This window comes from Brevibacterium sp. XM4083, assembly GCF_006489205.2.
GTDB lineage: Bacteria > Actinomycetota > Actinomycetes > Actinomycetales > Brevibacteriaceae > Brevibacterium.
Map to the genome: position 1 here is coordinate 107892 of NZ_VFYR02000004.1, position 26513 is coordinate 134404.

General features: G+C 66.2%; 24 protein-coding genes and 2 tRNA genes. 6 read left to right on the forward strand and 20 right to left on the reverse strand.

The window, feature by feature from the left end; genetic code table 11:
* Positions 1-55: 55 nt before the first annotated feature.
* On the reverse strand, positions 56-805 hold the full coding sequence (locus FJ887_RS12925) for a sirohydrochlorin chelatase (protein ID WP_140955533.1): 750 nt from the start codon (positions 803-805) through the stop codon (positions 56-58).
* Between the two features lie 214 nt (positions 806-1019).
* Between FJ887_RS12925 and FJ887_RS12930 the strand changes: the two genes are divergently transcribed.
* Both FJ887_RS12930 and FJ887_RS12935 read left to right on the forward strand, forming a co-directional pair.
* Positions 1020-1568: a hypothetical protein gene (locus FJ887_RS12930; protein ID WP_181365658.1), complete on the forward strand. Its 549-nt coding sequence runs from the start codon at positions 1020-1022 to the stop codon at positions 1566-1568.
* Positions 1569-1657: 89 nt separating this feature from the next.
* Positions 1658-2338, forward strand: coding sequence for a GntR family transcriptional regulator (locus tag FJ887_RS12935; RefSeq protein ID WP_140955532.1), 681 nt, complete (start codon positions 1658-1660; stop codon positions 2336-2338).
* A 91-nt stretch (positions 2339-2429) separates the two neighbouring features.
* Here the strand turns inward: FJ887_RS12935 and FJ887_RS12940 are convergent, their stop codons facing one another.
* The 14 genes from FJ887_RS12940 to FJ887_RS13005 all read right to left on the reverse strand — a co-directional run bounded on the left by FJ887_RS12940 (position 2430) and on the right by FJ887_RS13005 (position 18773).
* A complete protein-coding gene (locus FJ887_RS12940) occupies positions 2430-3005 on the reverse strand; it encodes a DoxX family protein (protein WP_140955531.1) in 576 nt (191 codons plus the stop codon).
* A gap of 43 nt (positions 3006-3048) precedes the next feature.
* Positions 3049-4791, reverse strand: a complete 1743-nt coding sequence (locus FJ887_RS12945) for an FAD-dependent monooxygenase (protein ID WP_140955530.1) — start codon at positions 4789-4791, stop codon at positions 3049-3051.
* A 19-nt stretch (positions 4792-4810) separates the two neighbouring features.
* On the reverse strand, positions 4811-5536 hold the full coding sequence (locus tag FJ887_RS12950; protein ID WP_140955529.1) for an SDR family NAD(P)-dependent oxidoreductase: 726 nt from the start codon (positions 5534-5536) through the stop codon (positions 4811-4813).
* A gap of 134 nt (positions 5537-5670) precedes the next feature.
* Entirely contained in the window at positions 5671-6660 is a 990-nt protein-coding gene (locus FJ887_RS12955) for a squalene cyclase (RefSeq protein ID WP_140955528.1), read from the reverse strand.
* Positions 6661-6821: 161 nt separating this feature from the next.
* A complete protein-coding gene (locus tag FJ887_RS12960) occupies positions 6822-7664 on the reverse strand; it encodes a sugar phosphate isomerase/epimerase family protein (RefSeq protein ID WP_140955527.1) in 843 nt (280 codons plus the stop codon).
* Positions 7661-9127 carry a sugar porter family MFS transporter gene (locus FJ887_RS12965; RefSeq protein ID WP_140955526.1) on the reverse strand — a complete coding sequence of 489 codons (1467 nt, stop codon included), beginning with the start codon at positions 9125-9127 and terminating at the stop codon, positions 7661-7663. The genes FJ887_RS12960 and FJ887_RS12965 overlap by 4 nt, the downstream gene beginning before the upstream one ends.
* A gap of 68 nt (positions 9128-9195) precedes the next feature.
* Positions 9196-10209 carry an inositol 2-dehydrogenase gene (iolG, locus tag FJ887_RS12970; protein ID WP_140955525.1) on the reverse strand — a complete coding sequence of 338 codons (1014 nt, stop codon included), beginning with the start codon at positions 10207-10209 and terminating at the stop codon, positions 9196-9198.
* A 63-nt stretch (positions 10210-10272) separates the two neighbouring features.
* A complete protein-coding gene (locus tag FJ887_RS12975) occupies positions 10273-11307 on the reverse strand; it encodes a Gfo/Idh/MocA family protein (RefSeq protein WP_140955524.1) in 1035 nt (344 codons plus the stop codon).
* Positions 11304-12191: a TIM barrel protein gene (locus tag FJ887_RS12980; protein WP_311200335.1), complete on the reverse strand. Its 888-nt coding sequence runs from the start codon at positions 12189-12191 to the stop codon at positions 11304-11306. The genes FJ887_RS12975 and FJ887_RS12980 overlap by 4 nt, the downstream gene beginning before the upstream one ends.
* Complete coding sequence (locus FJ887_RS12985; RefSeq protein ID WP_140955522.1) at positions 12188-13156, reverse strand: NAD(P)-dependent oxidoreductase; 969 nt, start codon at positions 13154-13156, stop codon at positions 12188-12190. The genes FJ887_RS12980 and FJ887_RS12985 overlap by 4 nt, the downstream gene beginning before the upstream one ends.
* Positions 13149-14399 carry a Gfo/Idh/MocA family protein gene (locus FJ887_RS12990; RefSeq protein ID WP_140955562.1) on the reverse strand — a complete coding sequence of 417 codons (1251 nt, stop codon included), beginning with the start codon at positions 14397-14399 and terminating at the stop codon, positions 13149-13151. Before FJ887_RS12990 ends, FJ887_RS12985 begins: the two co-directional genes overlap by 8 nt.
* Positions 14400-14451: 52 nt before the next feature.
* The gene (locus FJ887_RS12995) at positions 14452-15240 is read right to left on the reverse strand and encodes an HpcH/HpaI aldolase family protein (RefSeq protein WP_140955521.1); all 789 of its coding nucleotides are present in this window, start codon (positions 15238-15240) and stop codon (positions 14452-14454) included.
* On the reverse strand, positions 15228-17159 hold the full coding sequence (gene iolD, locus FJ887_RS13000; RefSeq protein ID WP_140955520.1) for a 3D-(3,5/4)-trihydroxycyclohexane-1,2-dione acylhydrolase (decyclizing): 1932 nt from the start codon (positions 17157-17159) through the stop codon (positions 15228-15230). The genes FJ887_RS12995 and iolD overlap by 13 nt, the downstream gene beginning before the upstream one ends.
* Positions 17160-17225: 66 nt before the next feature.
* Positions 17226-18773, reverse strand: a complete 1548-nt coding sequence (locus FJ887_RS13005) for an aldehyde dehydrogenase family protein (RefSeq protein WP_250786242.1) — start codon at positions 18771-18773, stop codon at positions 17226-17228.
* Between the two features lie 127 nt (positions 18774-18900).
* Here FJ887_RS13005 and FJ887_RS13010 point away from each other — a divergent pair, with 127 nt between their 5' ends.
* A complete protein-coding gene (locus FJ887_RS13010; protein ID WP_140955519.1) occupies positions 18901-19974 on the forward strand; it encodes a LacI family DNA-binding transcriptional regulator in 1074 nt (357 codons plus the stop codon).
* 29 nt (positions 19975-20003) lie between these two features.
* Here the strand turns inward: FJ887_RS13010 and FJ887_RS13015 are convergent, their stop codons facing one another.
* A complete protein-coding gene (locus FJ887_RS13015) occupies positions 20004-20786 on the reverse strand; it encodes an alpha/beta fold hydrolase (protein ID WP_140955518.1) in 783 nt (260 codons plus the stop codon).
* A 60-nt stretch (positions 20787-20846) separates the two neighbouring features.
* Here FJ887_RS13015 and FJ887_RS13020 point away from each other — a divergent pair, with 60 nt between their 5' ends.
* Both FJ887_RS13020 and FJ887_RS13025 read left to right on the forward strand, forming a co-directional pair.
* Positions 20847-22586, forward strand: a complete 1740-nt coding sequence (locus FJ887_RS13020) for a condensation domain-containing protein (protein ID WP_137825455.1) — start codon at positions 20847-20849, stop codon at positions 22584-22586.
* Positions 22579-23712 (forward strand): DUF998 domain-containing protein, encoded by a 1134-nt coding sequence (locus FJ887_RS13025; RefSeq protein WP_137825454.1) that lies wholly within the window; start codon positions 22579-22581, stop codon positions 23710-23712. The genes FJ887_RS13020 and FJ887_RS13025 overlap by 8 nt, the downstream gene beginning before the upstream one ends.
* Positions 23713-23972: 260 nt before the next feature.
* On the opposite strand, the gene FJ887_RS13030 is transcribed toward FJ887_RS13025, so the two are convergent.
* Positions 23973-24293 (reverse strand): hypothetical protein, encoded by a 321-nt coding sequence (locus FJ887_RS13030; RefSeq protein ID WP_232623869.1) that lies wholly within the window; start codon positions 24291-24293, stop codon positions 23973-23975.
* A 263-nt stretch (positions 24294-24556) separates the two neighbouring features.
* Between FJ887_RS13030 and FJ887_RS13035 the strand changes: the two genes are divergently transcribed.
* On the forward strand, positions 24557-24979 hold the full coding sequence (locus FJ887_RS13035) for a YkvA family protein (RefSeq protein WP_137825453.1): 423 nt from the start codon (positions 24557-24559) through the stop codon (positions 24977-24979).
* 340 nt (positions 24980-25319) lie between these two features.
* Here the strand turns inward: FJ887_RS13035 and FJ887_RS13040 are convergent.
* From FJ887_RS13040 to FJ887_RS13050, 3 genes are all read right to left on the reverse strand, one after another.
* A tRNA-Met gene (locus tag FJ887_RS13040) sits at positions 25320-25393 on the reverse strand.
* A 35-nt stretch (positions 25394-25428) separates the two neighbouring features.
* A tRNA-Thr gene (locus FJ887_RS13045) sits at positions 25429-25501 on the reverse strand.
* Positions 25502-25648: 147 nt separating this feature from the next.
* On the reverse strand, positions 25649-26449 hold the full coding sequence (locus tag FJ887_RS13050; RefSeq protein WP_137825452.1) for a glycerophosphodiester phosphodiesterase: 801 nt from the start codon (positions 26447-26449) through the stop codon (positions 25649-25651).
* Positions 26450-26513: the final 64 nt, after the last annotated feature.

Genomic DNA, 26513 nt, shown 5'->3' on the forward strand with positions numbered 1-26513 from the left:
ATATGACGGTCCGCGACAGCGGAAGACGTTTCCGCAGGGCGGGCTTGACGCAGCCTCAGAGGACTGCCATCATGCGCTCGCGCACGATGTCGACGAGCAGCGGCGACGCTGGTGACGTGCCGTGCAGCAGGGGGTCGGCGAGGCGTCCGCCGACGCCGTCGACGAGGCGCGCGGCGAGGTCGTCGAAGTAGCCGGGGGCGAGGAGGAGGTTGGCGACGACGAGGCGCTCACCGAGGCGGCACTTCTGCTCAACAATGTCACGGAGATTGTCGCGTTCGCCGGCGAGGAACGCCGTCTGCACGGGCCGGCCGAGGCGGTCGGCGAGGAGGCGTCCGACTGCGCGGCTCGCATCGTTGGCGCGCTCGTCGCTCGAGCCGGCCGCGACGAGGACGACCTCGTCGTCGGCGGTCAGGGCCCCGATGCGCTGTGCGAGGAGTTCCGCGAGCCGCGGGTCGGGCCCGAGGGTGCCGGCGACGCGGATGTCGCGCACCGCCTCGTGGGCGGAGCCGGCACTGTCCGGGGCGGGGCCGCCTGCGGCGGTGACCGCCTCGGCGAGGTCGACATGGACGTGATAGCCCGGGGAGAGGAGAAGGGGGACGAGCACGCTCGGCCGGTCGGCGGGCAGACGGCGGAGCACCTCGGCGACATCCGGGGCCTGCACGTCGACGTGCCCGAGGACGACGGTGTCAGTGATCCCGCGCTGCCGCACGTCGGCGGCGACCGCCTCGGCGAGGGCGGTGATGACGGCCTGCCCCTCGGGGGACGAGGTGCCGTGGGAGATGAGACCGAGCGCAGGGGTGGGCATCGGCTTATCGTGCCAAGCCGGGACTCGCGCGGTCAACGCCGACGTCACACGGCGTCGTCGGCGCACAGTGCCGTCGGCGCACGTCGTCGGGCCGTTGTTGCGTCGGGTCGGACACCGATGTCGCAGAATGCGCACATCGTCAGGCCCGCGGACGCGGGGTTCCGCGGAGAGAATGGCATCAGTCCCACCCCGTCACCCCACCCGAGGAGTCCCGATGTCCCCCATGCTCACCGCCCCCAGGATGCGCGCCGTCGTCGCCGCGTCCGTGCTCGCGCTCAGCCTCGGCCTGACCGGCTGCGGAGCCGGCGGGGAAAAGGATGCGCCCGCCGATGACACACCGTCCTCAGCGGACCCGAGCGCAGCGGAGTCGACCGCGCCGAGTTCGTCCGAGGCGGGGTCATCCGAGGAGGCGTCGACGGAGGGGGCACCGTCGGAGGATCCCTTCGCCGATTCCGCCCGCGCCCAGTCGTGGGCGAGCGACGAGGGGATGGACATCGACGCCGACGGCAACGGCACGATCCCCGCCGCCTCGCTCGAAGCCGATCTCGTCGATCTCTTCAGGAACAAGTTCGACCTCGAGGTCGAGGAGGCCACGTGCGACACGGACATGGAGGTCACGGCGTGGAGCGGCTTCGAGCCCTGCGATGTCGTCGTCAAGGACATGACGTACTTCGGCACGGTCGAGCTCATCGACCACAAGGATGCGATGGTGAAGTACGAGGTGCTGTTCCCGGGACTCAACAAGGACGACGTGAGCTTCTAAGCTGGGAGTGGGTCGCGCACGGAGTTTGTTCGCGCACGGAGTTTGTTCGAACAACACCGGCATTTGCGAATATAGGCTAGAGTGGCTCCATGTCACGTCAACGGGCGAGCACCGACAAGGTGCACGGACAGATCCGCGCCGACATCCTCGGCGGCGTCTTCGCGCCCGGGCAGAAGCTCAAGTTCGCCGATCTCGGGCAGCGCTACGGTGCGAGTGTGAGCGCGATCAGGGAGTGTCTGACGCGGCTGACGGAGCAGAGGCTCGTCGTCGCCGAGCCCATGGTCGGCTTCCGCGTCATGCCGCTGACCGCCGAGGATCTCTGCGATCTCACCGACACCCGCATCGACCTCGAAGTCCTCGCCCTGCGCGGGGCGATCGAGCACGGCGGAGTCGACTGGGAATCCGATCTCGTCGCCGCCCATCACCGCCTCGAGCGCACACCGATGACGGCACCCGACGCGCCGCGGACGATGTCCGATGAGTGGGAGCAGGCGCATACGGCCTTCCACGCGGCCCTGCTGGCCGGATGCCGGCGCCCCCGACTGCTCGCGATGACCGAGTCGCTGCGCGACGCCACCGCCCTCTACCGCCGCTGGGCGGTGCAGCGGGAGCCGAAGCGCGACGGCATCGACGAGCACCGCGCGATCCTCGAGGCGGCGCTGGCCGGCGACGTCGACGCCGCGACCGAGGCGCTGCGCGCGCACTATGCGACGACGGCGGAGATCCTCTCCGAAGGGCTGTCGTCGCCCCTTCCCCGCACCCAGGGGTGAGAGGCACCGCTGGGTCGGTGCAGAGTGTCGGGCGCAGGCTTTTCAGGCACAGAAACGGGCGCGTCGCCGGAATCGCGACGCGCCCGGCCCGTCAGTTCGCGGGGACGGTCTCCGTCTCGGTGACGACGACCGATTCGTCGGCGGCGTCAGCGGCCCGTGCCTCTGCGGCCTCCGCCTCGGCGCGGTTGCGCTGCGACCACACGATGAACGCGGTCGCCGGGACCGCGGCGAGGGCGAGGGAGGCGAGTCCGCTGGCGACGCCGTACTTCTTCGTCAGCCCGAGCGCACCGTCGACGGAGTACTCCCCGGGCCCGGTGAACCCGAGGACCCCGGCACCGGCGGCGTAGAGCAGCGGCAGCTCGTATCCGCCCTTCATCGCCCACAGGCCGTTCTTCGCATTCACCGAGGCGGCCACGGCGAGGGTGCCGCTGACCATCGCCGCACCGAGCGGCGTGCCGGCACCGAGGAGGAGCATCCCGGAGCCGACGGACTCCGTGGTCGCGGCGAGCTTGACCATCGACTTGCCGGGGACGAAGCCCCACTTCTCGAACATCGGCGCGGTGCCGTCGGGTCCGCCCCCGCCGAAGAGCCCGAAGGCCTTCTGCGAGGCGTGCCCGAGGATGAGTCCGCCGACGACGCCGCGCAAGAGCAGCAGTCCTGTGTTCATGGTGTCTCCTAACGGTTGAGCTGTGAGTGGACAGGTGGTGCGGTCAGCGGGAGAGGATCGCGGCGGCGGCCTCCCGCAGGGCGGCCTCGGGATCGGCGACCATGCCCGGAGCCCGCCACCCGATGTAGCGGTCGGGCCGGACGAGCACGGCGCCGCCGTCGCCGACTTCGCGCGCCTTCGCCCAGGCGCCGTAGGCGTCGTCGATGTCCTCACCGCGACCGATCGACCGAGTGCGCAGCGGGATGCCGAGGTCGGCGGACACCGCCTCGGCGGCGTCCTCCCAGGCTTTGCCGCCGATCCCGGTGAGCAGGGTGAACTCCCCGCCGCCGGTGAGGTCGAGGGTCGAGACCTTCCGTCCGTCCGCCACGACCCACACGTGCGGCAGGTAGGCGCCCGGCCACGTCGTCGGCTGGTAGTAGAGCTCGGCATCGCGGGTGTAGGCGGGCATCGGCTCACCGTCGGTGACGGCCGCCGTCGACTCGTAGCGCTGACCGAGCTCCACACCGTGGGCGTTGAAGTGGTACTCGTTCTGCGCGAGCACATCGTCGAGGTGACTGCGGCTCGCCGCTCCGGCCGGGGTGTCGCTGAAGAACTCGTCGAGCGCGGCCTGCCCTTCGGCATCGGTCTGCCCGATCCGGCAGCCGAGGGCCGAGGGCACCTGCCCGAAGGCCTGCACACTGGCCAGGGCCCGGTCGACGACCTGGCGGCCGACGGGCCGGCGTTCGGCGTCATACGTGTCGAGCAGGTCGGGTCCGGCGAGGCCGGTGACGACGTGCGCGAGCTTCCAGGCGATGTTGTACCCGTCCTGCACCGAGGTGTTGCTGCCGAGGCCGTTGGCCGGCGGGTGCCGGTGGGCGGCGTCCCCGGCGAGGAAGACACGTCCGCGGCGGTAGGTCGATGCGACGAGGTGGTTCATCTGCCATTCGCTCACCCCTTTGATCCGCACGTCGACGCTCGGATCGCCGATGACCTTGCCGATGCGCTCCTGCAGTCCGTCCTCGCTCGTGTCGATCGTCTCCGTCTCGGGGTCGTAGACGACGATGAGCACCCATTCGGTCCACGGCCGCACGGTGACGAAGGTGCCGGCCCCGAGCCAGAAGTCGCGGCCGGGCTGGATCGTGAAGAAGAGCGCTCCGGGGCGGTGTGCGCGATACTTCTCGAGGTCGGCTTCGATCCAGATGTTGATCGCCGAGCCGAGACCGGTCTCCCCTTCGAAGGGGAAGCCGAGCTCCTCGGCGATGAGGCTGCGACCGCCGTCGGCGGCGACGACGTACTGCGCCCGCACGAGGTAGTGCTCACCGGTCGCACGATCGAGCATCTCGGCCTCGACGTGGTCGGCGGTCTGGCTGATCGCGACGAGCTCGGTGGAGAACCGCAGGTCGCCGCCGAGGTCCTCGGCCCGCCGGCGCAGGATCGGCTCGAGGTCGTGCTGGCCGATGTTGCACATCGAGCTCGGGCTGGCATTGGCATAGTCGGCGCGACGTGCCGGTCCGCTCCCCCAGGCGTCCATCCGGGCGAGCTCGCGGCCGGCGACGCTCGTGGCGAAGACGTTCGTGCCCATGCCGTCTCCGGGCAGGGAGGCGGCGAGCACCTCGTCCTCGATGCCGAGGTCGCGGAAGATCTCCATCGCCCGCTGATTGGTGATGTGGGCCCGCGGGGTGTGCGCGGTGCTCGGGAACTTGCTCACGGTGATGGCGTCGATGCCGTCCCTGGCCAGGCACGCGGCGGCGGTGAGTCCGGCAGGGCCGGCGCCGACGACGAGGACGTCGGTGGTCTCGATTCTCATGGTGGTCGTCTCCTGCCGCTCAGATCGTGTGCATCGCGGAGTCGACGACGAGGTTGGCGGCGTTGATGCCGCGGTTGTCCATGAGCGCGAAGGACGCGTCGACGATGTTGTCCGGGGTCGGCAGGCGCTTGCCGGGGGTGCGCTGGCGCGCGGCCTCATAGGCTTCGGCGCGCACGGGGTCCGCGTTGTCGACGGCGTCCGTGCCGCCGACGACTCCGGGGGTGATGACGTTGACGCGCACCGGTGCGATCTGCACGGCCAGGGAGGTGGCGAGGCCGACGACTCCGGCGTTGGCCATGGAGATCGTCGTCGATCCCGGGAACGGACGCCACATCGACAGGCCGCTGAACATGAGGACGGATCCGTCGGCGGCGAGCTTCGGCAGGGCGTAGTGGACGCTCGTCGCATAGCCGACGTTCTTCATCAGCGAGGTGTGGGCGCTGTCGTCGGGTCGGAAGTCCCTGATGTCGTTGTTGTCGCGGTCGAGGGCGACGAGGACGAGGTGGTCGATCGGCCCGTCGACGGAGTCGAAGAAGGCCTGGAGCGACGCCCAGTCGGTGAGGTCGCAGACACCGTGGCGCGCGTTCTCCCCGAGTTCGGCCGCGCGCTCCGCGTTGCGCTGCGGGTCCCGGCCGGTCACCGTGACTCGGTCCCCGCGGGCCACGGCGGCGCGGGCGATCTCGAGTCCGAGGCCGCGGGTGCCGCCGATGACGACGATGTGCTCATTGGTGGTGCTCTCCGGCATGATGCCCTCCTGAGTCGACTGCGTTGTCGCGTGACATCAGTTCTACACGAGAACTTTCGAAGCCTCAAGATTTTTTCGAATATTCTCATGAGAGGCGGAGGCAGCATGGGTTCGGCAGGGGATCGTTGCCCGACTCAGGAGGGAGTCGCGGCGTCCGCAGTGTCAGCGGCCCCCGGAGGGTTCGCGGCGTCCCACCAGTCGAGGACGCGCAGGGCCTGGAGGGTCACCCACTTCGACGGTTCGCCCGCGGGGACGTCGACGTGGAACCAGACGTCGCCGGCCAGCCGGTGTCCCTGCAGCCATGTGCCGTCGGCCTGGCGCTGGTCCCGGATGCGCTCGATCGCGTCGGCCAGACGCGGATCCGGCCGCGTTCCGTCGGTGAACGCGGCGTCGCGGAAGTAGTCCGCGGCGGCGAGGATGCTGTAGTGCCAGCGCCTAGGGTGCGCGAGACTGAACGCGTTCATCGAGAATGGCTCGCCGGTGCTCAGGCGCCGGTAGAGGTCGCGTTTCAGCAGATACTCCTCCCCTGCGGCACGCGCCTGCGCGACCCGTGTGACATCGCCGGTGCGCTGCTGATAGTCGAGAAGGGCGCCGAGGGCGTTGAGGGTCGAGTGGAAGGACGACCGGGTCGAGCCCTCGACCCATTCGCAGTTCCAGCCGCCGTCGTCGAGCTGATGGTCGAGGAACCACTGGGCGATCCCGTCGACGTCGGCGCCGAGCCACAGGCCGTTCGACAGGGTCCACGCATTGATGCACACGTCGACCTCCCCACCCCAGTACAGCAGGTCCTTGAACTCCCACCGCACGGGCGCGAGCTTCTCCGCGGTCCCGGCGAGCACCTCGGCGTCGATGCCCCATTCGCGCAGATCCTTGAGCGCCCACGTCGTCGCCGTCCACGGCTGCTCACCCTCCCAGCTGAAGTCGGCGGGGAAGAACGGACCCCCGGCCCACTGGCCGTCGGGGTCCTGCCGCGCGAGCAGGTCGCGCCCGAACCCCTCGGTGGCGACTGCGGCCCGGGTGGCCTGCCAGGTGTCCTCGTCGGCCCCGAGGAGGTCGCGCTCGACCTGCCAGCGCAGCGCCGGATCGGAGTCGAGCAGCCAGTCCCTCATACGTGTGTCGATCATCGTCGATCTCCTCCACAGTCGGCTCGGAGCCCACTTCAGCCCGTGAGGTCGGGCTCACGGCCACCAGCTTAGTCCCGGTCGCCCCTGACGTCACGGGTTTGCGCGCGCGACATCGGCCGCGAGCACCCCCGGCCACTCAGCAAGGTCGGCCGGTGTCCGGGTCATCTGAAAGCTGACAGTGTCGTGGTCCGTGCCAGTTCCAGCCCTTCGCGCAAGGGTCGCTGTCGATGCTCCGCTGAGAGGATCTCCACTCCCCACGGGCCAGCGAAGCCGATGGCACGCATCGTCTCGACGAAGCCGGCCACGTCCTGCACCCCCTCCCCGATGAGTCTGCGGTTGTCCCGGGTGTCTTCGAAGAGTGTGCCGACCACCTCGGCGTCTGCGTCACAGAGTTCGACACCGAACACAACGTCAGCGTTCACACTCTCAGACAACTCGGCAAACGACGTTCCCGCACGGAACACATGCCAGAAATCGATGATGAGACCAGCGGCCGGGTGCGCGACTTGATCGATGAGCTGAGCACCCTGCGGGACCGTTGCGATCATTCCGAACGGGAAGGGCTCCAATGCCACGCGTGTTCCGTGCGCTTCGGCTTCGATCGCCAGACGCCGGAGGGGCTTGACGAACGGTTCGAGGTCATCGACCTGCGGTGCCATTGCGGTCGCGATTTTGATGAACGACGCACCGAGAGACTGCGCAGCGTCGAGCAGATCATCCCAGTCCCGCCGCCAAGCCCCATCGTCGGTCCACCATCCGGAGCACAACTCGACTTCGACGTGCGTCAGCTCCGACGATCTGATGTCGTCAGCCAAACGGTCGTAGCCGATGGAAGCCCGCACACGGCGCAGATCGTCGAGAACGAAGCCCAGGCCCTCCCATCCAGATGCCGACACCTCCCGGACACGCGTCTGGGCATCGTATGGGCTCAGTTCGGAAGCGCGCAGCGGCGCAGTGTCTCCGGCGCTGGTCCAACACGAGGCGATCAACGCAGGTTCGGTCATGACTCGTCTCTCAGCTTCTTCCAACCCCGGAAGTCATAGGCCATTCCCGACTCTATCCCCTCTTCCATCTTCTCCAATGAGATGCCCCGTGTTTCGGGAACCTGGGTGGCGACGAAGATCAGGGCAATGACCCCGACCCCGGCGAACACGAAGAACACTCCGGAAATGCCGATCGCAGCGACCATAGAGGGAAAGACCAGAGCGATAACCCCGTTCATCCCCCACCCGAAGAGCTGCGAGATGCCGATGCCGACGCCTCTCATGGGCAGAGGGAACACCTCGGCCAGCCATACCCAGACCGCAACGTTCAGGAAAGTCTGCATCGAAGCGACGAAGCCGACGATGAGGGCGAGGATCACCCAAGCACGGAGGGGGTTGTCTTCAGACATGTACATCGAGCACAGTCCGATGAGCAGATGGAAGGTCGTCGTGAGCGTGAGTCCGATGAGGAAGGTCGTGCGGCGGTCGACTCGGTCCATCATGTACAGCGCGACGAATCCTCCGATCACTGCCACGACTCCGGGGGCGATGTTCGCGATGAGGGCCGCATTCGCCGCGAAACCGGACTCGATGAGGACGATCTGTCCGTAGTACATGATCGAGTTGATGCCGGTCAGCTGCTGGCACACGGCGACACCGATGCCGACGAGAACGATCCTGATCAGCCACTTGTTGAAGACGAATTTCCGGTAACCGACTCGTTGGTCACCGGTGGTGGCTTCGGCAACCTGCTCCACAGCACCGAGTTCCGCGACGGCACGCTCTTCGGTACGCACGGTTCGCAGCACAGCCAACGCCTCTTCGTGTCGGTCGTGTTCGACAAGCCATCGCGGCGACTCCGGCATCCGCAGCATTCCGATGAACAGGCAGATCGCCGGCAGCGCGCAGACGGCGAACATCACGCGCCAGATGCCGTCGATGTGTCCCCAAACATTGCCGATGATGGCGTTGACGACGAAGGCTGCCAGCTGGCCGGAGACAATCGCGACTTCGTTGCGTCCGCTGATCGAGCCACGGATCTCGTAGGGTGCAAGTTCGGAGAGGTAGACGGGAACCACGATCGACGCACCGCCGACTGCCAGACCGAGCATGATTCGCCCGGCGACGAGCACCTCCAGGTTCGGCGCGAAGACAACGACAAGTGTTCCGAAGAAGAACAGACCCGACAGCATGAGGATAGTCCGCCGGCGCCCGATCATGTCACAGATCTTTCCGCACGACACCGCGCCGACAGCGGCAGCGAAGACGAGGGAGCTCGTCACCACTCCCTCGCTGACCGCTGTCAGACCCAGTTCCTGGGACATCGGGCGGAGAGCACCGTTGATGACACCGGTGTCATAACCGAAGAGCAATCCTCCGAAACACGCGATGATTGAAATTAGACCGATCCGCTTCCGGTGAGGACCGGTCTTGGGCATTGTCGGCAGCGCCGAGTCGTTCGACATTACTGAGTTGGCAACCATGGTGGTCTCCTATGCTGGGTGCTTCTTTGCACTGCGGGTTGCGCCTGAGCGCTGACCCGGGTCGGCGCTCAGGCGCCGCGGTCGATCTTGACTGCACGTCCTTCCCTCGCTGAAAGTCCTGCGGCATTGGCGAGGACGAGCGCCTCCCGGCCGTCGGCGAACGTCGAACATCTCGAGGCTTCTCCACGAACCAGCTTGCAGAACTCGCGAAGCTCGTCGACGTAGGCCTCGGCATAGCGTTCGAGGAAGAAGTGTTGGAACGGGGCTCCCGCCTGTACCGCCGAGGAGTTCGAGTACCTGAGGAGGCTCGTTCCGGCGTTGCCGACTTCGAGCATTCCCCGGCCGCCGAAGACCTCGATGCGCTGGTCGTAGCCGATCGCGCTGTGCCGCGAGTTCACAATCGTGATCTGGGCACCCCCAGCCGTGCGCATGAGCACCGTAGCGGTGTCGAAGTCGCTGAGCTCGGCTGCTCCTTCGTCGAACATCTGAGACCCGGTGGCGAACACCTCGACGATGTCGGGCGCGAAGAACCGCGCCATGTCGAAGTCGTGGATGGTCTGATCGCGAAACATTCCTCCGGTCGTCCGAAGGTTCTCGATCGTCGGTGGGGCCGGGTCACGACTGATGATCATGAGCTGTTCGAGGTCGCCGACGTCACCGGCCAGAAGGCGCTCCCTTGCGGCGGCGAAGCTGCGATCGAATCGCCGGTTGAAGCCCACGGCGAAGGGGACGTCGGATTCCTCGACCATCGGAGCCAACTCGTCGACTCGCTCGATGTCGAGATCGATGGGCTTCTCACACAGGATGGGGATCTTCGCCTCGATGGCCTCGGCGATGAGGCCGGCATGAGTCGAAGTGGGGGAGGCGACGATCACGGCGTCGATTTCGCCTGAATCGAACGCCCGGCGGGGCTCCGCCGAGGCGGAGGCTCCGTGCTCGGCGGCGATCCGCTCGGCACCTGCGAGGTGGGGGTCGACGACCCAGGTCAGGACGGTTTCCGGCAGTGCTGCGATGCTGGCGGCGTGGACCTTGCCGATGCGTCCGGTTCCGATCAGGCCGAAGCGAAGCTGTTCGCTGGACATTGGTGGGTTCTCCTTGTGGTGGAAAAGGGTTGCATGGACGGAGAGGGAGGCACAGTGGATTCGTCACCACTCGATTCGGGTCGGTCGTCCCGTGCGCGCGGACTCCTCTGCCGCCATGGCCAGTCGAGCGGCGACGATTCCCGCCGATGGCGGAGTGAGCGAGTCCGTTTCCCCTCGCACCATGGCGAGGAAGTGCCTGATCTCACCACGGAATGTCGCCGCGAAGCGATCCATGAAGTCTTCGTACGTGGTCACCGAGGGTGCTGTGCCGGATTCGAGAGGTTCAACCGGTGTATGGTCATCGACACCAGCGGAGAACGCCGCGTCGCTGCCGTAGACCGATGTGGCGACGTCCTGTCCTGACGCCACATTGCGCCCGCCGCTGACAAGCGCCTGGCTTCCTGAGGCGAACGTGATCACCGCCGATGCGGTGTCGAAATCGTCGCAATCTGAGTAGACCTCGGCATCGAGGACGCCCCCGGTGGCGTAGACGGACACAGGCCGGTCGTCGAGAAGCCAGGGAATGGTGTCGAAGTCATGGATGAGGAGGTCACGCCATATGCCCCCTGAATGCGGGATGTAGTCGGGATCAACGTGTCGGTGGTCATGGTTTACGGCGTGAATCAGGCGGATCGGGCCCATGGAGCCGCTGCGGATGCGCTGCCGCAGCCTCTGATGACCCTCGTCGTATCGCCGGTGGAACGCGACCATGATCGGCACTCCGTGCGACTCGAGCTGTTCAGACAGCTGGGGGATCTCAGCCAGGTCGAGACTCAGAGGCTTCTCGACGAGGCAGGGTACGCCATGCTCGACGGCATACCGAGTCAGGTCCGGATGCGTACCGGTCGAGGTCGAGATGATCACTCCGTCAAGACCATCGGCCCACGCGTCTGACAGCGTCCGCATGGAGATCTTCGGTTCCGCTTCGACCTCGCTTTCAGCCGAGAGCGAGACGGTGAGCGACTTCCGCGTTGCGTCGAGCCGGTCCACGCTGCGGCCGATGAGCACCAGCTCAGCGTCGGGGGCTTCCAGGACGACGTTGCGCGCGTGGAGCTGTCCGATCCGACCGAGTCCGACAACCCCGATGCGCATGCTCATCGGACTTCCCTCACGATCGATCGAAGATAGTCAAGGCTCTCCCGCGCCTGCGTCATCGGCCCGTCGCCCGCTTCTGGGTCGGCAACGACGACGGTGTCCTGTTCGAGAGTGAACCACCCGTCGAAGCCGGCTTTGACCAGAGTGGTCACGATCGCACGAATGTCGATATCTCCTTGGCCCAGCGGCCTGTACATTCCACCGACGACCGCGTCGTAGTATGTCGAGTCCCCGGCGCGCACCTGTCGGGCGTGGGAGAGCGAGACGTCCTTGAGGTGAACGTGGGAGATCCGTTCGGCATGGTCCTTGACGAAGGCCAGCGGGTCGATGCCCCCAATGAACATGTGTCCGGTGTCGAAGCAGATGTCGACGGCGCTGCCGTTGAGGACGTGATCGACATCGTCCGCAGTCTCCACCATCGTCCCTACGTGAGGATGAAGTGCAACCCTGACGCCATCTGCGGCCGCTCGCGAGACGATTCTGTCGATGTTTGCGCACAGGGTCTGCCACCCGTCGTCATCAAGGGGCGGCCTGACGTGATCGTAGCCGTCGATTCCGGTGGCCGCCGCGAGGACGAGGGTATCCGCTCCGGCAGCGACGAACGAACGCAGTTCCGCTTCGATCTGCGGGAGAGGATCAACCTCCGGGTCGTGGATGACTGCCGGGACGAAGCCTCCGACCGAACGCATGGAATGACGATTCAGGAGCTCTGCTCTGGTCTCGGGATCGACTGGCAGGAAGCCCTCCGGCCCGAACTCAGTGGCGTCGAATCCGAGCTCCTGCATCTCCGTGAGCACCCTGTCGGGCGCGAGTTGATAGCCCCACCCGGGGACCTCGCAGACTCCCCAGGAGATCGGGGCAGCTGCAATCCTGACATCGGCCATCATCGGACTCCGTTCTGTGTGAGGGGACCGCCGAAGCTGAGGTCGGCGGCGTTGACCACTGCAGTTGGACGTCCACCCTCGAGCACGTTCCTCACTGCCTGTGCCGCAGCGACGAAGGTCGCGCGACTCGATTTTGTCGTCAACCCCATGACATGTGGGGTGAGCACCGTTCGGGGATGCTGGTAGAGGGGATGCGGTCGGGGCGGCTCCGGGTCGAACGAGTCCAAGCCGACTCCGGCGAGTCTCCCCGATTCGAGACCCTCCAGCGCCGCGTCTTCGTCCACGAGTCCGCCGCGGCTGGTGTTGACGAGAATCGTGCCCGGCTTCATCTGTTCGATCATTCGGGCATTGACCATGTGCCGAGTGCTCTCGGTCAATGGCACATGCAGGGAGATGACATCGGAGCCCCGAACGATCTCCTCGAACGTGTCCACACGATTGGCGGAAGGAACCTCGGCGATCGGATCGTAGATGCGCACGGTCATTCCGAAAGCCTCGGCGAGTGCCTTCACGCGCTTCCCGATATTCCCGAAGCCGACAAGACCCAGGCTCGCCCCATCGAGATCACCGACGGGCACCTCCGTGCGGGCCGACCATTGGTCGGAGCGCACAAGGTCGGTCAGCTGCCCGAGCGACTTCACCAGATGGAGGATGTGGGCGAGCGCTCCCTCAGCGACGGCGGTGGAGTTCACACCCGGCGTCACGGCTACCGGGATGCCCCTGTGACTGGCGGCAGCGATATCGATGTCGTCGACCCCGACCCCGGTGCGGGCGATGACTCTGAGTTCGGGCATGTCATCGAGTTCGGCTGGCCCCACCCTGACTGCGGCCCGGACGATGGCTCCTGCAGCTCGCCGGAGTTCGGCATCGTCGGGGGTCGGAACGAATCGCACTCCCGGTCCGAGCACGGGTGCGACAACATCGCTCGGGACCGGCCCCAGGCCGACGACGGTCATCGTCTCAGTCATGGGTCACCGCCGTCTCCGAAGCTGCCCATCCCTGCTTCACGGCCGCCGAGGTACCTTCGACCTGCTCGACAGACTGCCAGTTCTCGTCGGCGATAGCTTGCTCAGCTGCGTAGACGACCCTATTGGCCGCCAACGCGTCATGGACGTCGGCATGTGCGGAATCTGCTCCGATATGGGCAAGCAGAAACTTCTTCGCCTCGATGACCTTGAGATCGTCGTAGCCCATCGAGGTGCCGGCCCCGGGCTGAAATTTCGAGAAGTCTCCGAATTCCGGGCCGGCCATGATCCGCGTGAAGCCGACATGGGGTCCGCGATATCCCAGAGCCAGTTCGAGCTCGTTCATCCTCTCGAAGTTCCACCGCAGAGAACCCTCAGTCCCGTAGACCTCGAAAGAGTACTCAGCACGAGGTCCGACGCTCACGCGTGACGCTTCGAGGGTGCCGACGGCTCCTGCGCCCTGGGCATCGGGGCCGAACTGCACGAGCAGTCCCGCGTAATCCTCGTTCTCCACGGGGGCCATCTCCCCACCTTCGACGACGGAGAAATGCGTGCCGCTGCCCATTTCGAGTTTGGGCCGTTCGGCGTAGGCGGTGTTCGACACCCCTGTGACTCGGTCGATGGGACCGACGACGTAGTGAGCGAGATCGGTCAAGTGACCGAGCAGGTCGCCGAGCACGCCCGAACCGGCGAGTCTGCGCACGAAACGCCATGACAGTGCACCGTTGGGTTCAGAAGAGTAGTCGGCGAAGAATGCTCCCCGTACATTGATGATCCGACCGAGCTGACCTTCGGCGATGATCCGACGGGCATATTCGATGGCAGGAGCATTGCGATAATTGAAGCCGACGGCGGTGACGATGCCCGCATCGTCTGCGGCCTGCGCCACCGTTTCCGTCTCTTCGGCGGACCGCCCCACCGGCTTCTCGATCCACAGGGACTTGCCTGCTCTGGCGACAGCTGTGCCGATCTCCTCGTGTAGGAAGTTCGGTGCACAGACGGAGACAACGTCGACGTCGGGATGTTCCAGGACCTCGTGATAATCCGTTGTGGCGGACTCATAGCCGAGCACATCGACGGCGTAGTCGGCGCGGTCCCGGTTTGTGTCGGCGGCGATGACGAGGCGCGGCCTGATGCCGAGTTCGGGGTAGACGACCGAAAGACTGGAGTAGGCGCGGCTGTGGAGCTGACCCATCCAGCCGACGCTGATGAGTCCGACGCCGATTTCGTGCTGTGGAGTGTTCATGGTGCTCAAGGCAGTTCCTTAGGTAGCAGAGTGAGGTTGACGTAGGTGCGGCTCAGGGTCTCAACACTGAGACGAGGTTCTGAGCTGCGGCGGCCAGGAGAGTGGAATCCGAGCCCACCGGCAGGAAGCTGAATCCCTGATCTGCTCGCATGGCAGCCGCGTCGGCATCGGCGCAGAGGATTCCTGCGGCAGTGCCATGTCGTCGCGCGGCGGTCACGACGGCCGACAGCGCCTCCTGGAACTCGGGTGCGTCGAAGTCCAAGGGAACTCCCAGGGCGTAGGAGAGATCGAGCGGACCGACGAAGACCACGTCGACGTCCGGATGCGCGGCGATCGCGTCGACATCGGCGAGTGCCCCGACGGTTTCGATTTGGACGATGGTGAGGACATCGCCGTTCGCCGCCGACAACGCTTCTCGGTCCATTCCCCAACGGACCGACCGGTTGTACGTGGCCACTCCCCTATCTCCTGTGGGCGGATAGTGCAGGTGCGGGATGATCGCTTCGACCTCCTCGGCAGAGTCGACTCGGGGAAGCATGACACCTGCGGCTCCGGCATCGAGGACCCGACCGATCCTGATTCGGTCAGGCGTCTCGACACGAACCAGCACTGGAGTGCCGTAGGCTCCTGCCGTGCTCACGGCATCGCCGACAGATCGTTCGTCTCCGCCCCCGTGCTCGAGATCGATGAGCACCCAGTCGAGCCCTGACGCCGCCAGCACTTCCACGGCCATAGCCGATCCCAAGCCTGCAAAGGATCCCAAAGTCGTCTCCCCCTTGCGGATGCGGCCGGCGAGTGCTCCCTGATCGAGTGGTGTCCGGAACGTGCTCACACGTGCCATCGCTGCTTCTCCAATCCCTGTTCGTAGTCGGCTCGGAGTTCATGCACTCCTGCCTGTTCGGCGACTTCGGCGGGAGCGACGTCCCAGAACACTTCCGACCCGGGCAGATCAACCAGGGGAATCGTCGGAACGACGATGGCGACAGGACCGCGTGCCGAACGGGTCCGTTCGAGGACATCGCGCACCTCATCTGAGGTCTCGACTCTGTAGGTCTGAGCGCCGAGGCCTTCGGCGATCTCCCGCAGGTCGATGCGGAGGTAATCTCCGGACAGTCTGCGGTCCTCATCGTTGCGGTATCGGAAGTCGTTGCCGAACTGCTCGCCGAACTTCATCATCTGCAGGCGCCTGATCACCTGGAATCCGTGGTTTTCGGAGATCACGTAGGTGATGTCGAGGCGTTCCTGGGCAGCCGTGAGGATCTCCGTGGGGTTCATGAGGAACGTGCCGTCGCCGATGAAGACCGTGACCCGCCCGGTACTCTGCGGATCAGCGAGGCGGACACCGATGCCGGCTGGGATCTCGTATCCCATGCAGGAGAATCCGAATTCCAGGTGACAATGGCGATCATCCGTGGCGTCCCAGACTTTGAGGAGGTCACCGGGCGGACCTCCGGCTGCGGCGATGATGGTGTCTCCGGGACGGGCGTGGTCCTGAAGAAGACCGATTAGCTGGCCCTGGGTGATTACGGCGTCCGTGTCGGGAATGTTGAGGTGGGCGTGCTCAGCTGCGTCCTTGTCGAACTGCGTGTCGGGGTCGAGGGCGGCCTGGCGGATCGGAGCCCACCGCTCCTTGTGTGCAGCGATCTCGTCTGCCCACGACCCGCTGACCCGATAGCCGCCTAGGGATTCTGCGAGCGCATCGATGCCGAGGCGGGCATCTGCCACGACGGCGGCAGCACCCTGCTTGATCGCGTCGAGTTCTGCGATGTTGATCGACGCGAAGCGCACTTCGGGGTTCGCGAACATCGTCTGCGATCCCGTTGCGAAGTCAGTCAGTCGGGTGCCCACGCTGATAATGAGATCGGACTCCGCGACGAGCCGATTCGTTGCAGGGTTCCCCTCCAGTCCGATCCCGCCGAGCGCCCACGGTGCCGCCCTCTGCACGGCTCCCTTGCCGCCGAACGTCTCCGCAACAGGGATTCCCGTCGCGTCGGAGAATCGGGCCAGAGCTGTCTGCGCCTGCGAGTAGAGAACCCCTCCCCCAGCGATGATGAGCGGCTTGGTCGAGGAGGCGACGAGTCCTGCGACTGCTGCGATGTCAGTTGGCTGAGGGATGGTGCGTCGGATCTCCCAATCCCGGGGAGAGAACATCTCCAACGGGTAGTCGAAGGCGTGGGATTGGACGTCTTGAGGCAATGAGAGAACGACGGCGCCGGTCTCGACAGGGTTGGCGAGCACACGGAATGCCTTGGGCAATGCGGTGACGAGCTGTTCGGGACGTGTGATGCGGTCGAAGAATGTCGACACCGGCCGAAACGCGTCGTTGACGCTCAAGCTGGGATCCTGCGGGTTCTCGAGCTCCTGAAGCACGGGCCCCTGTCGTCTGGTGGCGTAGGTGTCTCCGGGGAGCAGAAGCAGCGGCAGTCGATTGACTGTCGCGGTCGCGGCGGCTGTCACAAGATTCATAGCGCCCGGGCCGATTGAGGCAGTGACCGCCAATGTCTGAAGGCGACTGCTGGCTTTCGCGAGGGCAGTGCCGGCGTGGCCGAGCGCCTGCTCGTTGCGTCCCTGGATGAACGGCATGTCGTCGGCGTACTGGGCGAATGCCTGACTGAATCCGGCGACATTGCCGTGTCCGAAGATTCCGGCGGCCGCGGGAATGAAGCGCTGTCGATGCTCATCGAGCACAGAATGCTGATTGATGAGGTAGCGGACGACGGCCTGAGCAACGGTCAGTCGCACTGTCGGTTCGTTCTTCATTGGTGCTCCCTGTTGACTCGAATGGTGCTGGGTGATCGGCATGGATTCGCTGTTCGATGGGTCGGGCTACGACCGCCACGGCCGACCGTGGAGGACGACAGTCTTCGCCTCCGTCATCTCTTCGACTGCGGCCCGCGGTCCCTCTTTGCCGATTCCGCTGGCTTTGAGTCCCCCGTATGGCATGAGATCCGCTCGCCAGAGAGGCGTCCAGTTGATGTGGATGCTTCCGGCGTCGACGTCGCGCATGTATCGGATGGCGGCGTCGATGTCATTGGTGAAGATGCCGGCGGATAGGCCGTACTCGGTCGTGTTCGCCAGAGCGATCGCAGTCGCCGTATCAGGTGCATCGGTCACGGCCACAGCGGGTCCGAAGATCTCCTCCTGCGCGAAACGCGAGTGGGGATCGACTCCGCTGACGATCGCCGGCTCGACAATGGCTCCCGATCGATCGCCGCCGAGTTCCAAGGACGCGCCGTCTTCAACGGCGCGCAGAATGGACTCATGGACGCGCGTCGCTTCGCGTTCGGAGATCAGTGTTCCGACTGTTGTCTCAGCCGCGCTCGGATCACCGGTGCGATGTTGAGCGACCTCGGCGCGGAGGGCGTCGAGGAAATCGCCGTGCACCGCTTCGTGGACGATGACACGTTGGACCGAGATGCAGACTTGGCCTGCATTCGTGTAGCCGCCGGCGGCGACGGCCGCGGCAGCGAGCGGGATATCCGCATCCGGCAGAACTACGACAGGGGCCGACGAACCCAGCTCGAGCGAGAGCTTCTTCACCCCGGCCACTTCCGCAATATGGCGGCCGATTGCAGTGGATCCCGTGAAGGATACCTTCCTGATCCGCTGGTCCGAAGAAAGCCTGTCGCCGATTTCTCCCCCGGGTCCGGTGAGCACTGAGAGCACTCCTTCCGGAAGTCCCGCATCGACGAAACACTCGGCCAGGGCCAGTGCCGTGAGCGGTGTCGTACTGGCCGGTTTGAGGATGACGGCGTTGCCTGCAGCCAGCGCCGGGGCGATCTTGTGATTGACGAGCAAGGCGGGGTAGTTGAAAGGCGTGATCGCAGCGACGATGCCGACGGGCTGTCGCAGAGTGAAGCCGACCTTGTCGAGCCCGGTTCCGGGATTGGCATCGAGCGGAAGGCTCTCGCCGTAGAGCTGGGTGCCCTCGAACGCGGCCAGTCGGATGATCGATCCCGAACGGCTGGCTTCCCCCTGCGCCTCCTTGAGCGTCTTGCCGTTCTCTGCCGACAGCGTCTGTGCGATCTCCTCGGCTCGTTCGTCGGCCAGGTCCGCAGCGCGCATGAGAATCGAGAAGCGTTCGTGCGCAGGAGTGGCCCGCCACGTCTCAGCCCCGACGACCGCAGCTTCGACAGCCGCATTGACATCGTCGGCGCCGGCGATCGAACACTGCCCCACGACACGGTGATCGTAAGGCGAGACGACGTCGCGCATCGCCCCCGGCCCACTGCCGCGCTGCCACCGTCCACCGATGAGCAACTCATGACGCACCATCGCGTACTCCAAACTTCCAGCTCGATTGCATTCCCTCCACTTTGAACCGGTCCAATTCGTTTGCAAGAAGTTCCGCAAGGCACTTTTGGACCGGTCCAATACGGAGACAATGCGAACTTAGTGTGACCCGCCTCATGCTGTCAACCCCCTAGCGCGGATCCGATTTCGCGCTGTCGCGGATCGCCCGTCCATCAGGCGGAGATCCTGCGTGTGTGATGATGTTGTCATGGCGAACACGGGGGCAGATTCTGCGTCGGGTCAGCGGTCACGGCCCACAATCCGCGATGTCGCCGCGCGCGCCGGAGTCTCCAAATCACTGGTCTCACTCGCTTTCACCGATCCACAGAAGGTCGGTCCTCAGCGCCGGGAACTCATCCTCGAAGCCGCTCAGGCTCTCGGCTACGAGCCGAACTTCCTGGCTCGTTCGTTGGCCAGGGACTCCGCGCCCTTCGTCGGAATCCTCGTCGTCAATCTGCGCAACCCGATCTTTGCCGAGATCGCCGAGGCAGTCCGTCAAGAGCTAGATCTCAACGGCGAATACGGGCTGATCACCAGCGCCGCGATCACCGACTCGGATGACCTTCCGAACAGCTACGGTCGCATCGATCCGCGGGTTGTTCGCATGCTGCAGGATCTGCGCCCGAAGGCACTCATCGTCGTCGGAACGGTGCCGGAAGAGGAGGCGATGTTCCGCGGAATACCAACGGTGTACGCAAGTGCAGCACCCAGGCCGAACACCGAACACTCCTCTGTGCGCATGGACGACGCTAAAGGCATGGAGCTCGCCGTCGACCATCTCGTCTCACTGGGCCATACGAGAATCGGATTCATCGGCGGTCGAGGCGGAGCGGTCTCCGCCGGACGAGCCCGGGCTTTCATCACAGAGATGGAATCCCGCGGATTGGAAGCAGTGGTCGAGCCGGCGGGCTTTTCGGAAGCTGAGGGCTATCGCGCGGCAAATGACCTTCTCAGCCGGGACCGGCGGCCCAGCGCCGTCGTCTGCGTCAACGACATTTCAGCGATCGGAGTTCTCGCTGCTGCCGATGATGCAGGCGTGGTCGTACCGGACGAACTCGCCGTCGTCGGGTTCGACAACATCCCACTTGCCGACCTCAATCGCATCTCATTGACTTCGGTGGACCCGCAGAACCGAGAGATCGGTCGCTTGTCGGCCCTTGCCGTGCTCGAACTTCTCGGAGCACAAGGAACTCCGCCGTCTGAATCACTCATCACTCCCGACCTCGTGATTCGGGGTTCGACGCTAGCCCACCGGCCGCAGGAAGCCCCGCCGTCCGATTGACACCGCTGAGCAGACAGTGATCCCAGCCATCAGTCCTGGTGTCGAGCCACATCGGCGGCGAGCACCCCCGGCCACTCAGCGAGGTCGGCCGGTGTCCGGGCGATGATGAGCTCGGAGTGCGGAAGCACGGCGTGGAGCGCCTCGGCCGTGGAGAGCGGATGGGCGGGGTCATCGGCCCACGCGAGGATCGTCGTGCGCGTCTCCACCCCGGCGAGCGCCTCGGTGGCGGGCAGGTCGCTGGCCGCGGCCCCGCGGAGCACTGCGGGCAGGAGACGTTCGGGAACCTGCGGAGTGGTCTCCGGTGCGTCGGCGAGCGCAGGGGGTCGGACGGCGCTCGCCCCGACGGCCAGGTACTCGGCGAAGCCGCCGCCGGCGACGAGGTCGGCCGCTTCGAGGTAGACCTCGGCCTGCGCCGGACGCGTCTGCCAGGCCGTGGGCGGGACGACGAGGGTGAGACCGGAGAAGCGCCGCGGGTCGGCCACCGCGGCGTGGAGGAGGGTGGCGGCGCCCATCGACGGGCCGACGCCGTGAACCGTCTCCCCGGGGAAGTGGAGGCCGAGAAGCGTGAGGAGGTCGACGGCCAGACGGGACCAGCGATAGTCGATGGCCGCGCTCCGGCCGGTCGATTCCCCGTGGCCGCGCGCGTCATAGCGCAGCAGACGGGTGCCGCTGAGACCGACGCCGAGGTCGAGGTGGAGCACGCGGTCGCGAGCTCGCGACGACGTCAGACCGTGGAGTTGGACGACAGCTCGTCCGCCCTCGTCGCTGAGCTCGGCGGCGATGTCGGCACCGTCGACGGCATGTCTCGACATCACGGACCAGACCTCCCCACCTGCGGCTCCCTGCCGTGGCTCTCACGTTAGAGTAGCGACATGCGTTTGACCAACGTGTCTCACCTCAACCTCCCGTTCGGCCGCCTCTACGGCTACGACGTCGTGACCGGGCCGCTCGGACGCAGGCGCCCGATCTCGTTCGACCAGCAGCGGCATGTGGCCGCCGGAGCGCGCCCCGGATCGTGGATGGCGCTCTCGCTGCGCCTGCCCGGCGATGTCGACCGCGATGCTCTCGCCGTCGCCTGGTGGGCGGTCATGCAGCGGCACGGCACCCTGCGCACGGCGTTCTTCACCGATGACGACAACGAGGTGGGTCTGGCCGAGGTCGAGCTCCTCTCAGGGCGCTGGCGTGAGCATGCGATCGCCCAGGGCGAGGCCGTCAACAGCGCCCTGCGCAGCGTCCTCGATGAGGCGTGCACCCCGTTCGCCCGGCCCTCCCACCGCCTCTGCGTGCTCGAGACCGCGGCCGGGTCGACCGTCATCATCGGGGCCGATCATGCGCACGTCGACATGTGGTCGATGCTCGTCATCGCCCGCGATCTCCTCTCCGCGCTCTCGGCGATCGCCGTCGGCGAGGACCCCGATCTCGGTCCTGCCCCGGCGTTCTACGAGCACACCCTGGCCCTGTCCGAACCGGGACCCCCGCCGGAGCGGGTGAGCTCCCGGTGGCGGGAGATCCTCGAGGCCGGTGGTGGCTTCATGCCCCGCTTCCCGCTCCCCCTGGGCGACTCGACCGCGCACCTCGAGCGGGTCGTCGTCCGCGATGTCTTCGACGTCCACTCCTCGGCGGCGTTCTCCGCCGAGGCCCGGGCCGAGGGTGTCTCGACGCTGACCTTGGCGCTCTCGGCGATGGCGGAGATCACCCGCGAGGTCGGCGGAGGCCCGCTGCGCGCGGTCTTCCCCGTCCACAGCCGGTATGAGGAGCGCTGGAACGACGCCGTCGGCTGGTTCATCACGAACTCGGTCCTCGAGATCACCGACCCGGCCCCGCGGGCGAGCGCGGCAGCGGTGCGGGAGGCCATCGACCTCGGCTCCCATCCCCTCGCCGAGGTCCTCGCACCGTGGGGCGGCATGCCCGAGGCCCCGGGGATGTTCGCGATCTCCTGGCTCGACCTGCGCAGGCTGCCGGTGCGCATCGACTCGACGGGACTCGACGCCCAGTACGTGGGCGCGACGATCCGCACCGACGGGGTGATGCTGTGGTTCATCCTCGACGAGAACGGCCTCCACCTGCGCTGCCGGTACCCCGATTCCGAGCAGGCCCGTGCCAACGTCGGCGGGTGGCTCGATGCGCTCGTCGCCCGGATGCAGGACATCGCCGCGACCTCCTCAGGCGACGCCCTGCGCGTGGCCGGCGAGGAGTTCCGCGTCTCACGGGCCCGCCGCGGTGACGTGCCCGCGATCCTCACTCTCCTGGACGGCGATGCTCCCGGCGCCGAGGTGCTCGACCGGCTCCATGCCGCGATCACTCGGGATCGCGCCCACTATCTCGCCGTCGTCCGCGATGAGCGCGCCGAGGTCGCCGGGACGATGCAGCTGACGTTCGTGCCGGGGTTCTCCCACGGCGGGGCGCTGCGACTGGAGATCGCCGGGTTCCGCGCCCGTTCGTACGGGCTCGGGGAGGCGATGCTCGCGTGGGCGCATGAGCAGGGCCGCAACCGCGGAGCCGATGTCGCGCAGATGACGACGGAGGTCGATTCGGAGCTCGTCACCGCCCTCGGCTACACGCCCGAGCAGGGCCGGTTCGTTCGCCGGCTGGCCGGTGACGACGATGGGTGACTCCGATCCTCGCCGAGGCGGTCCCCGGCTCCTGACCTCAGCCGACGGTTCGCGGTCGGTCAGGACACTGACGACACGGCCCGGGCGCTCCTCGCGCACTCGGCTCGAATCCCTGGCGACGCGGCTGTCGATCATCGCGTTCGTCGTCGTCGCGGTCGGAGTGGGCGTCTCGATCCGCGGTGAGACCATTCCGCTCGGCGGGGAGGACTCCCTCGGCGCGCTGACGGGATGGTGGACGGCGCTGACGGCGGGACTGGGATTCGGCCTGTCGTATCTCCTCGCCGGCCGGCGGAAGGAGCTGGCGTGGCGACGACGGCTGCCGCTGGTCAAACGCGCCCTCGATCTCCTCGCCCTCACCTCGGCGGTGGCGCTCGTCGCCAACATCGCGATGCACGCGATCTTCCAGGTCTTCCAGCTCGGCTTCCTCGGCCTCGAAGTCGACTGGCTCGGCGGGGCCGCCCTGGCCGGGGCGGCCGCCTCGGTGATGACGTACTTCGCCGTGGTCATCGGCGATGACGTGACGAGCGTGGTCGTCGTCGGTCTCGTCGTCACCGGGCTGTTCATGGGCACGCTGGCGTCGATGATCCAGTCCCCGGAGGCGACGTGGTGGCAGTTCCACTTCTCGCGGCTGGGCAACGACACCGGCGTCAACGGGTATCAGTTCAACGTCTCGCTGCTCATCACCGGTCTGCTGCTGACGACGCTGGCGAACTTCATCGGCCGCGACATCGACCTCGGGCTGCGGCACCGCGGCATCCGGGAGCCCGGGCGCGTGACCGTGCTGACGTGGGAGTTCGCGGCGATCGGGATCTGCATGATCGTCGTCGGGATGGTGCCCGACGCCGTGAACTTCCCCGTGCACGTCAGCGCGGGGGCGGGGATGGTCGCGGCCTTCGTCGCGTTCTTCCTCACCCTGCTCCGGATGGTCCCCGGTCTCCCCCGCGACTTCACGGCGACGTCGTTCACGGTCATCGCCGCGATCGCGGTGGCCATCGCGCTGTGGGTGCCGCTGGGCTACTACAACCTCACAGGCATGGAGACGATGGCTGCCGGAGTGCTCTTCGCGTGGCTCTTCCTGCTCGCGCGGATGACGCGCGCATATGCGGAGCCGCCGGTGACGGCTTAGACTCACGCCGCGCATTCAACCTCTCGCCGCTCGTTCAACTCTTGCCGTGATCGTCACTGCTTCGGCGACTCACCGGCCGCTCATTCAACACTTGGCATGAATATGTCGCCTTCGGGGTCCAGTTTTTAGCGCCAACTGTTGATCGAGCCTGTTGCGTATCGGGGAAGCTCGAAGCAGGGGCATGAAAGAGCCCCTCACCCGGATCATCATCACAGGTGAGGAACCAATGGACTCCATCGATGTTGCTGGAATGGACGACTCTATTCGGGGACAGCACCGAAAGTGAACGCAGTATCGCCATCGTTCGCGTCGGATCCAGACAAGCGGATGAGATCCGTCTTCCTCGGCGTGTCCAACGATGTGAACGGTTCGCCTTCGAGTTCGACGAACAGTTCTACGCGGCGCCCTCTCTCGTTGTTGCTGATCCAGTCGAGGACTTCGTGGAGATCTCTGGCATCTGCGAGCACAAACGCTTCGAGGTTCCACGCTTCTGTCCCGGACCGCTCCCAGAAGTTGACGCGGTAGGTCGGCGAGTCATCAATGCACGCCCCTTCAGAATGAACAGTTTCGTCTGCTCTCATCTCATTCCGTTTCATTCGACTGGTGCGAAGGTGACGGTGATCTCTTCGCTTACATCATTGGTAGCAGATTGTGGGTTGCCCATCTTCCCACAAGCCACTCAAGCGCGGGGTGCTCTTCGCGTGGCTCTTCCTGCTCGCGCGCATGACGCGCGCATATGCGGAGCCACCGGTGACACCTTAGACTCGCTGACGGGCTCGGCAGACTCGCGCACGTGGCCGAGGCCGCCTGCCTGAACCGCCCGTCCTCACTCCTGGAGCGCACTGTGCCAGATTGGCTCGTCATCGTCCTCTCGGTCATCGCGGGACTGCTCGTGCTCTGGATCGCCCTCATCGTCACCCTGTGGGTCCAGCAGCGGCGCCTCGGCAGGACCGTGAATTGGCGGGAGATCGTGCGGCTCGTCCCCGACGTCGTCCGCCTCATCAGGCGTCTGGCCGCGGATCCGCAGACACCGACCGGCACACGGTGGATGCTCGGCGGGCTGCTCGCCTACCTGCTGCTGCCGATCGACCTGGTCCCCGACTTCATCCCGGTGCTCGGGTACGCCGATGATGCGATCTCCGTCGTTCTCGTCCTGCGCTTCGCGATCCGCCATGCGGGCATGGAGAGTATCGAGAAGCACTGGCCCGGCACCGAGGCGGGCCTGCAGAGCCTGCTCACGCTGACGAACGCGAAACTGCAGAGGTAGGCGGGCGTCCGGGTTAGCGATCGGGTGAGCGAACAGCCACGCGAACGGACGAAGTCGCGTGTGAACGGACGGCCGGGCCGCACTCCGCACCGGTATCCCGCCGCTCGTTCAACACTTGGCGTGTTCATCACCGCTCCGGCGACGCCGCGGCCGCTCATTCAACAGTTGGCGTGAAAATCGCGCCTTTGGGGACGACATTTTCACGCGAACTGTTGATCGAGGGGCCGCCCTGTCGATCGAGGGCCGCCCGGGACGCCGGCCCGCTCCCCCGCTCGGCGGTGGCCGAGAATTGAAAACGCCCCCCACCCGGAACAATCTCCCAGGTGAGGGGCTTATCGAGTAGCGCGGGGGAGGCTCGATCTCCCGACCTCACGATTATGAGTCGTGCGCTCTAACCAGCTGAGCTACCGCGCCTCGAATCAAGCGCCGCGGTTTTCACGCGGCACGAGAGCCCCGAAAGGGAATCGAACCCTTGACCTTCTCCTTACCATGGAGATGCTCTGCCGACTGAGCTATCGGGGCAACAGGTAAGAATTTACACGGGTTTGCGCGACCGGAGCAAATCCGTCCCCGGTGACCTCACTCACAGGCAGCTTCGCCCACGCCCGTCCCCGGCTCGCGCCGGAACCGCAGTACCATCGGGGCCGCCGCTCGAACCCGCTCGGACGCCTACTTCACAGGGTCGAACCGACCCGCGAGGAACCCCTGGAGCCGGCCCGGATGGTTCGTGATGATCCCGTCGACCTCGGCGTCGAGGAGTTCCCGCCACTCGTTCATCTCATCGGCCGTCCACACGAACACCCCGAGGTCGTTGTCCCGGATCTCCTTGACGATCGACTTCCGCAGCGAGAATCCCCTGAACGACGGATTGATCGCCACCGCACCGAGGCTGCGGGCCGTGGCGATGTCCTCGGGCCGGGGCACCATGCGCAGGAGGAACCGGGTGACCATCGGCAGCAGGTCCCGGCATGTGGCCAGCGTGTCGGTGTTGAACGCCTGGACGACCATGCGATCGGCGGTGCCGGTCTCGACGACGAGTTCGGAGATCCTCGCCACCGCCCCCGGCGACCACTCCCCCTTGAGCTCGAGGAGGAGTTCGCCGCCTCGGTGCTGGATGTCGCGCATCACCGCCGCGAGCGTCGGGATCCGGATGCCCATGAACCCCGGCCCCATCCACGAACCCGCGTCGACGAACGAGAGCTCCTCAGCCGTGAGCTTGACGACCGGGCCCTTGCGGTTCGTCGTCCGGTCGAGGTCGGGGTCATGGAGGATGACCGGGACCCCGTCGGCACTCGTCGAGGCGTCGACCTCGATGAAGTCGACGTCGAGCGCCCTCGCCGCATCGACGGCGGCCAGACTGTTCTCGGGAACGACGGCCGAATATCCGCGGTGGGCGATGACGAGCGGGCGCGTGCCGGAGCCGGGTCGCTCGGTGATGCCCCGCTCGCGCAGGAACTGGAGAAAGCTCATGCCTCCACCCTAATTCCAAAGCAGTCATGCCACGCACGCGAATCGGAGAACATCGCCGGTCTTG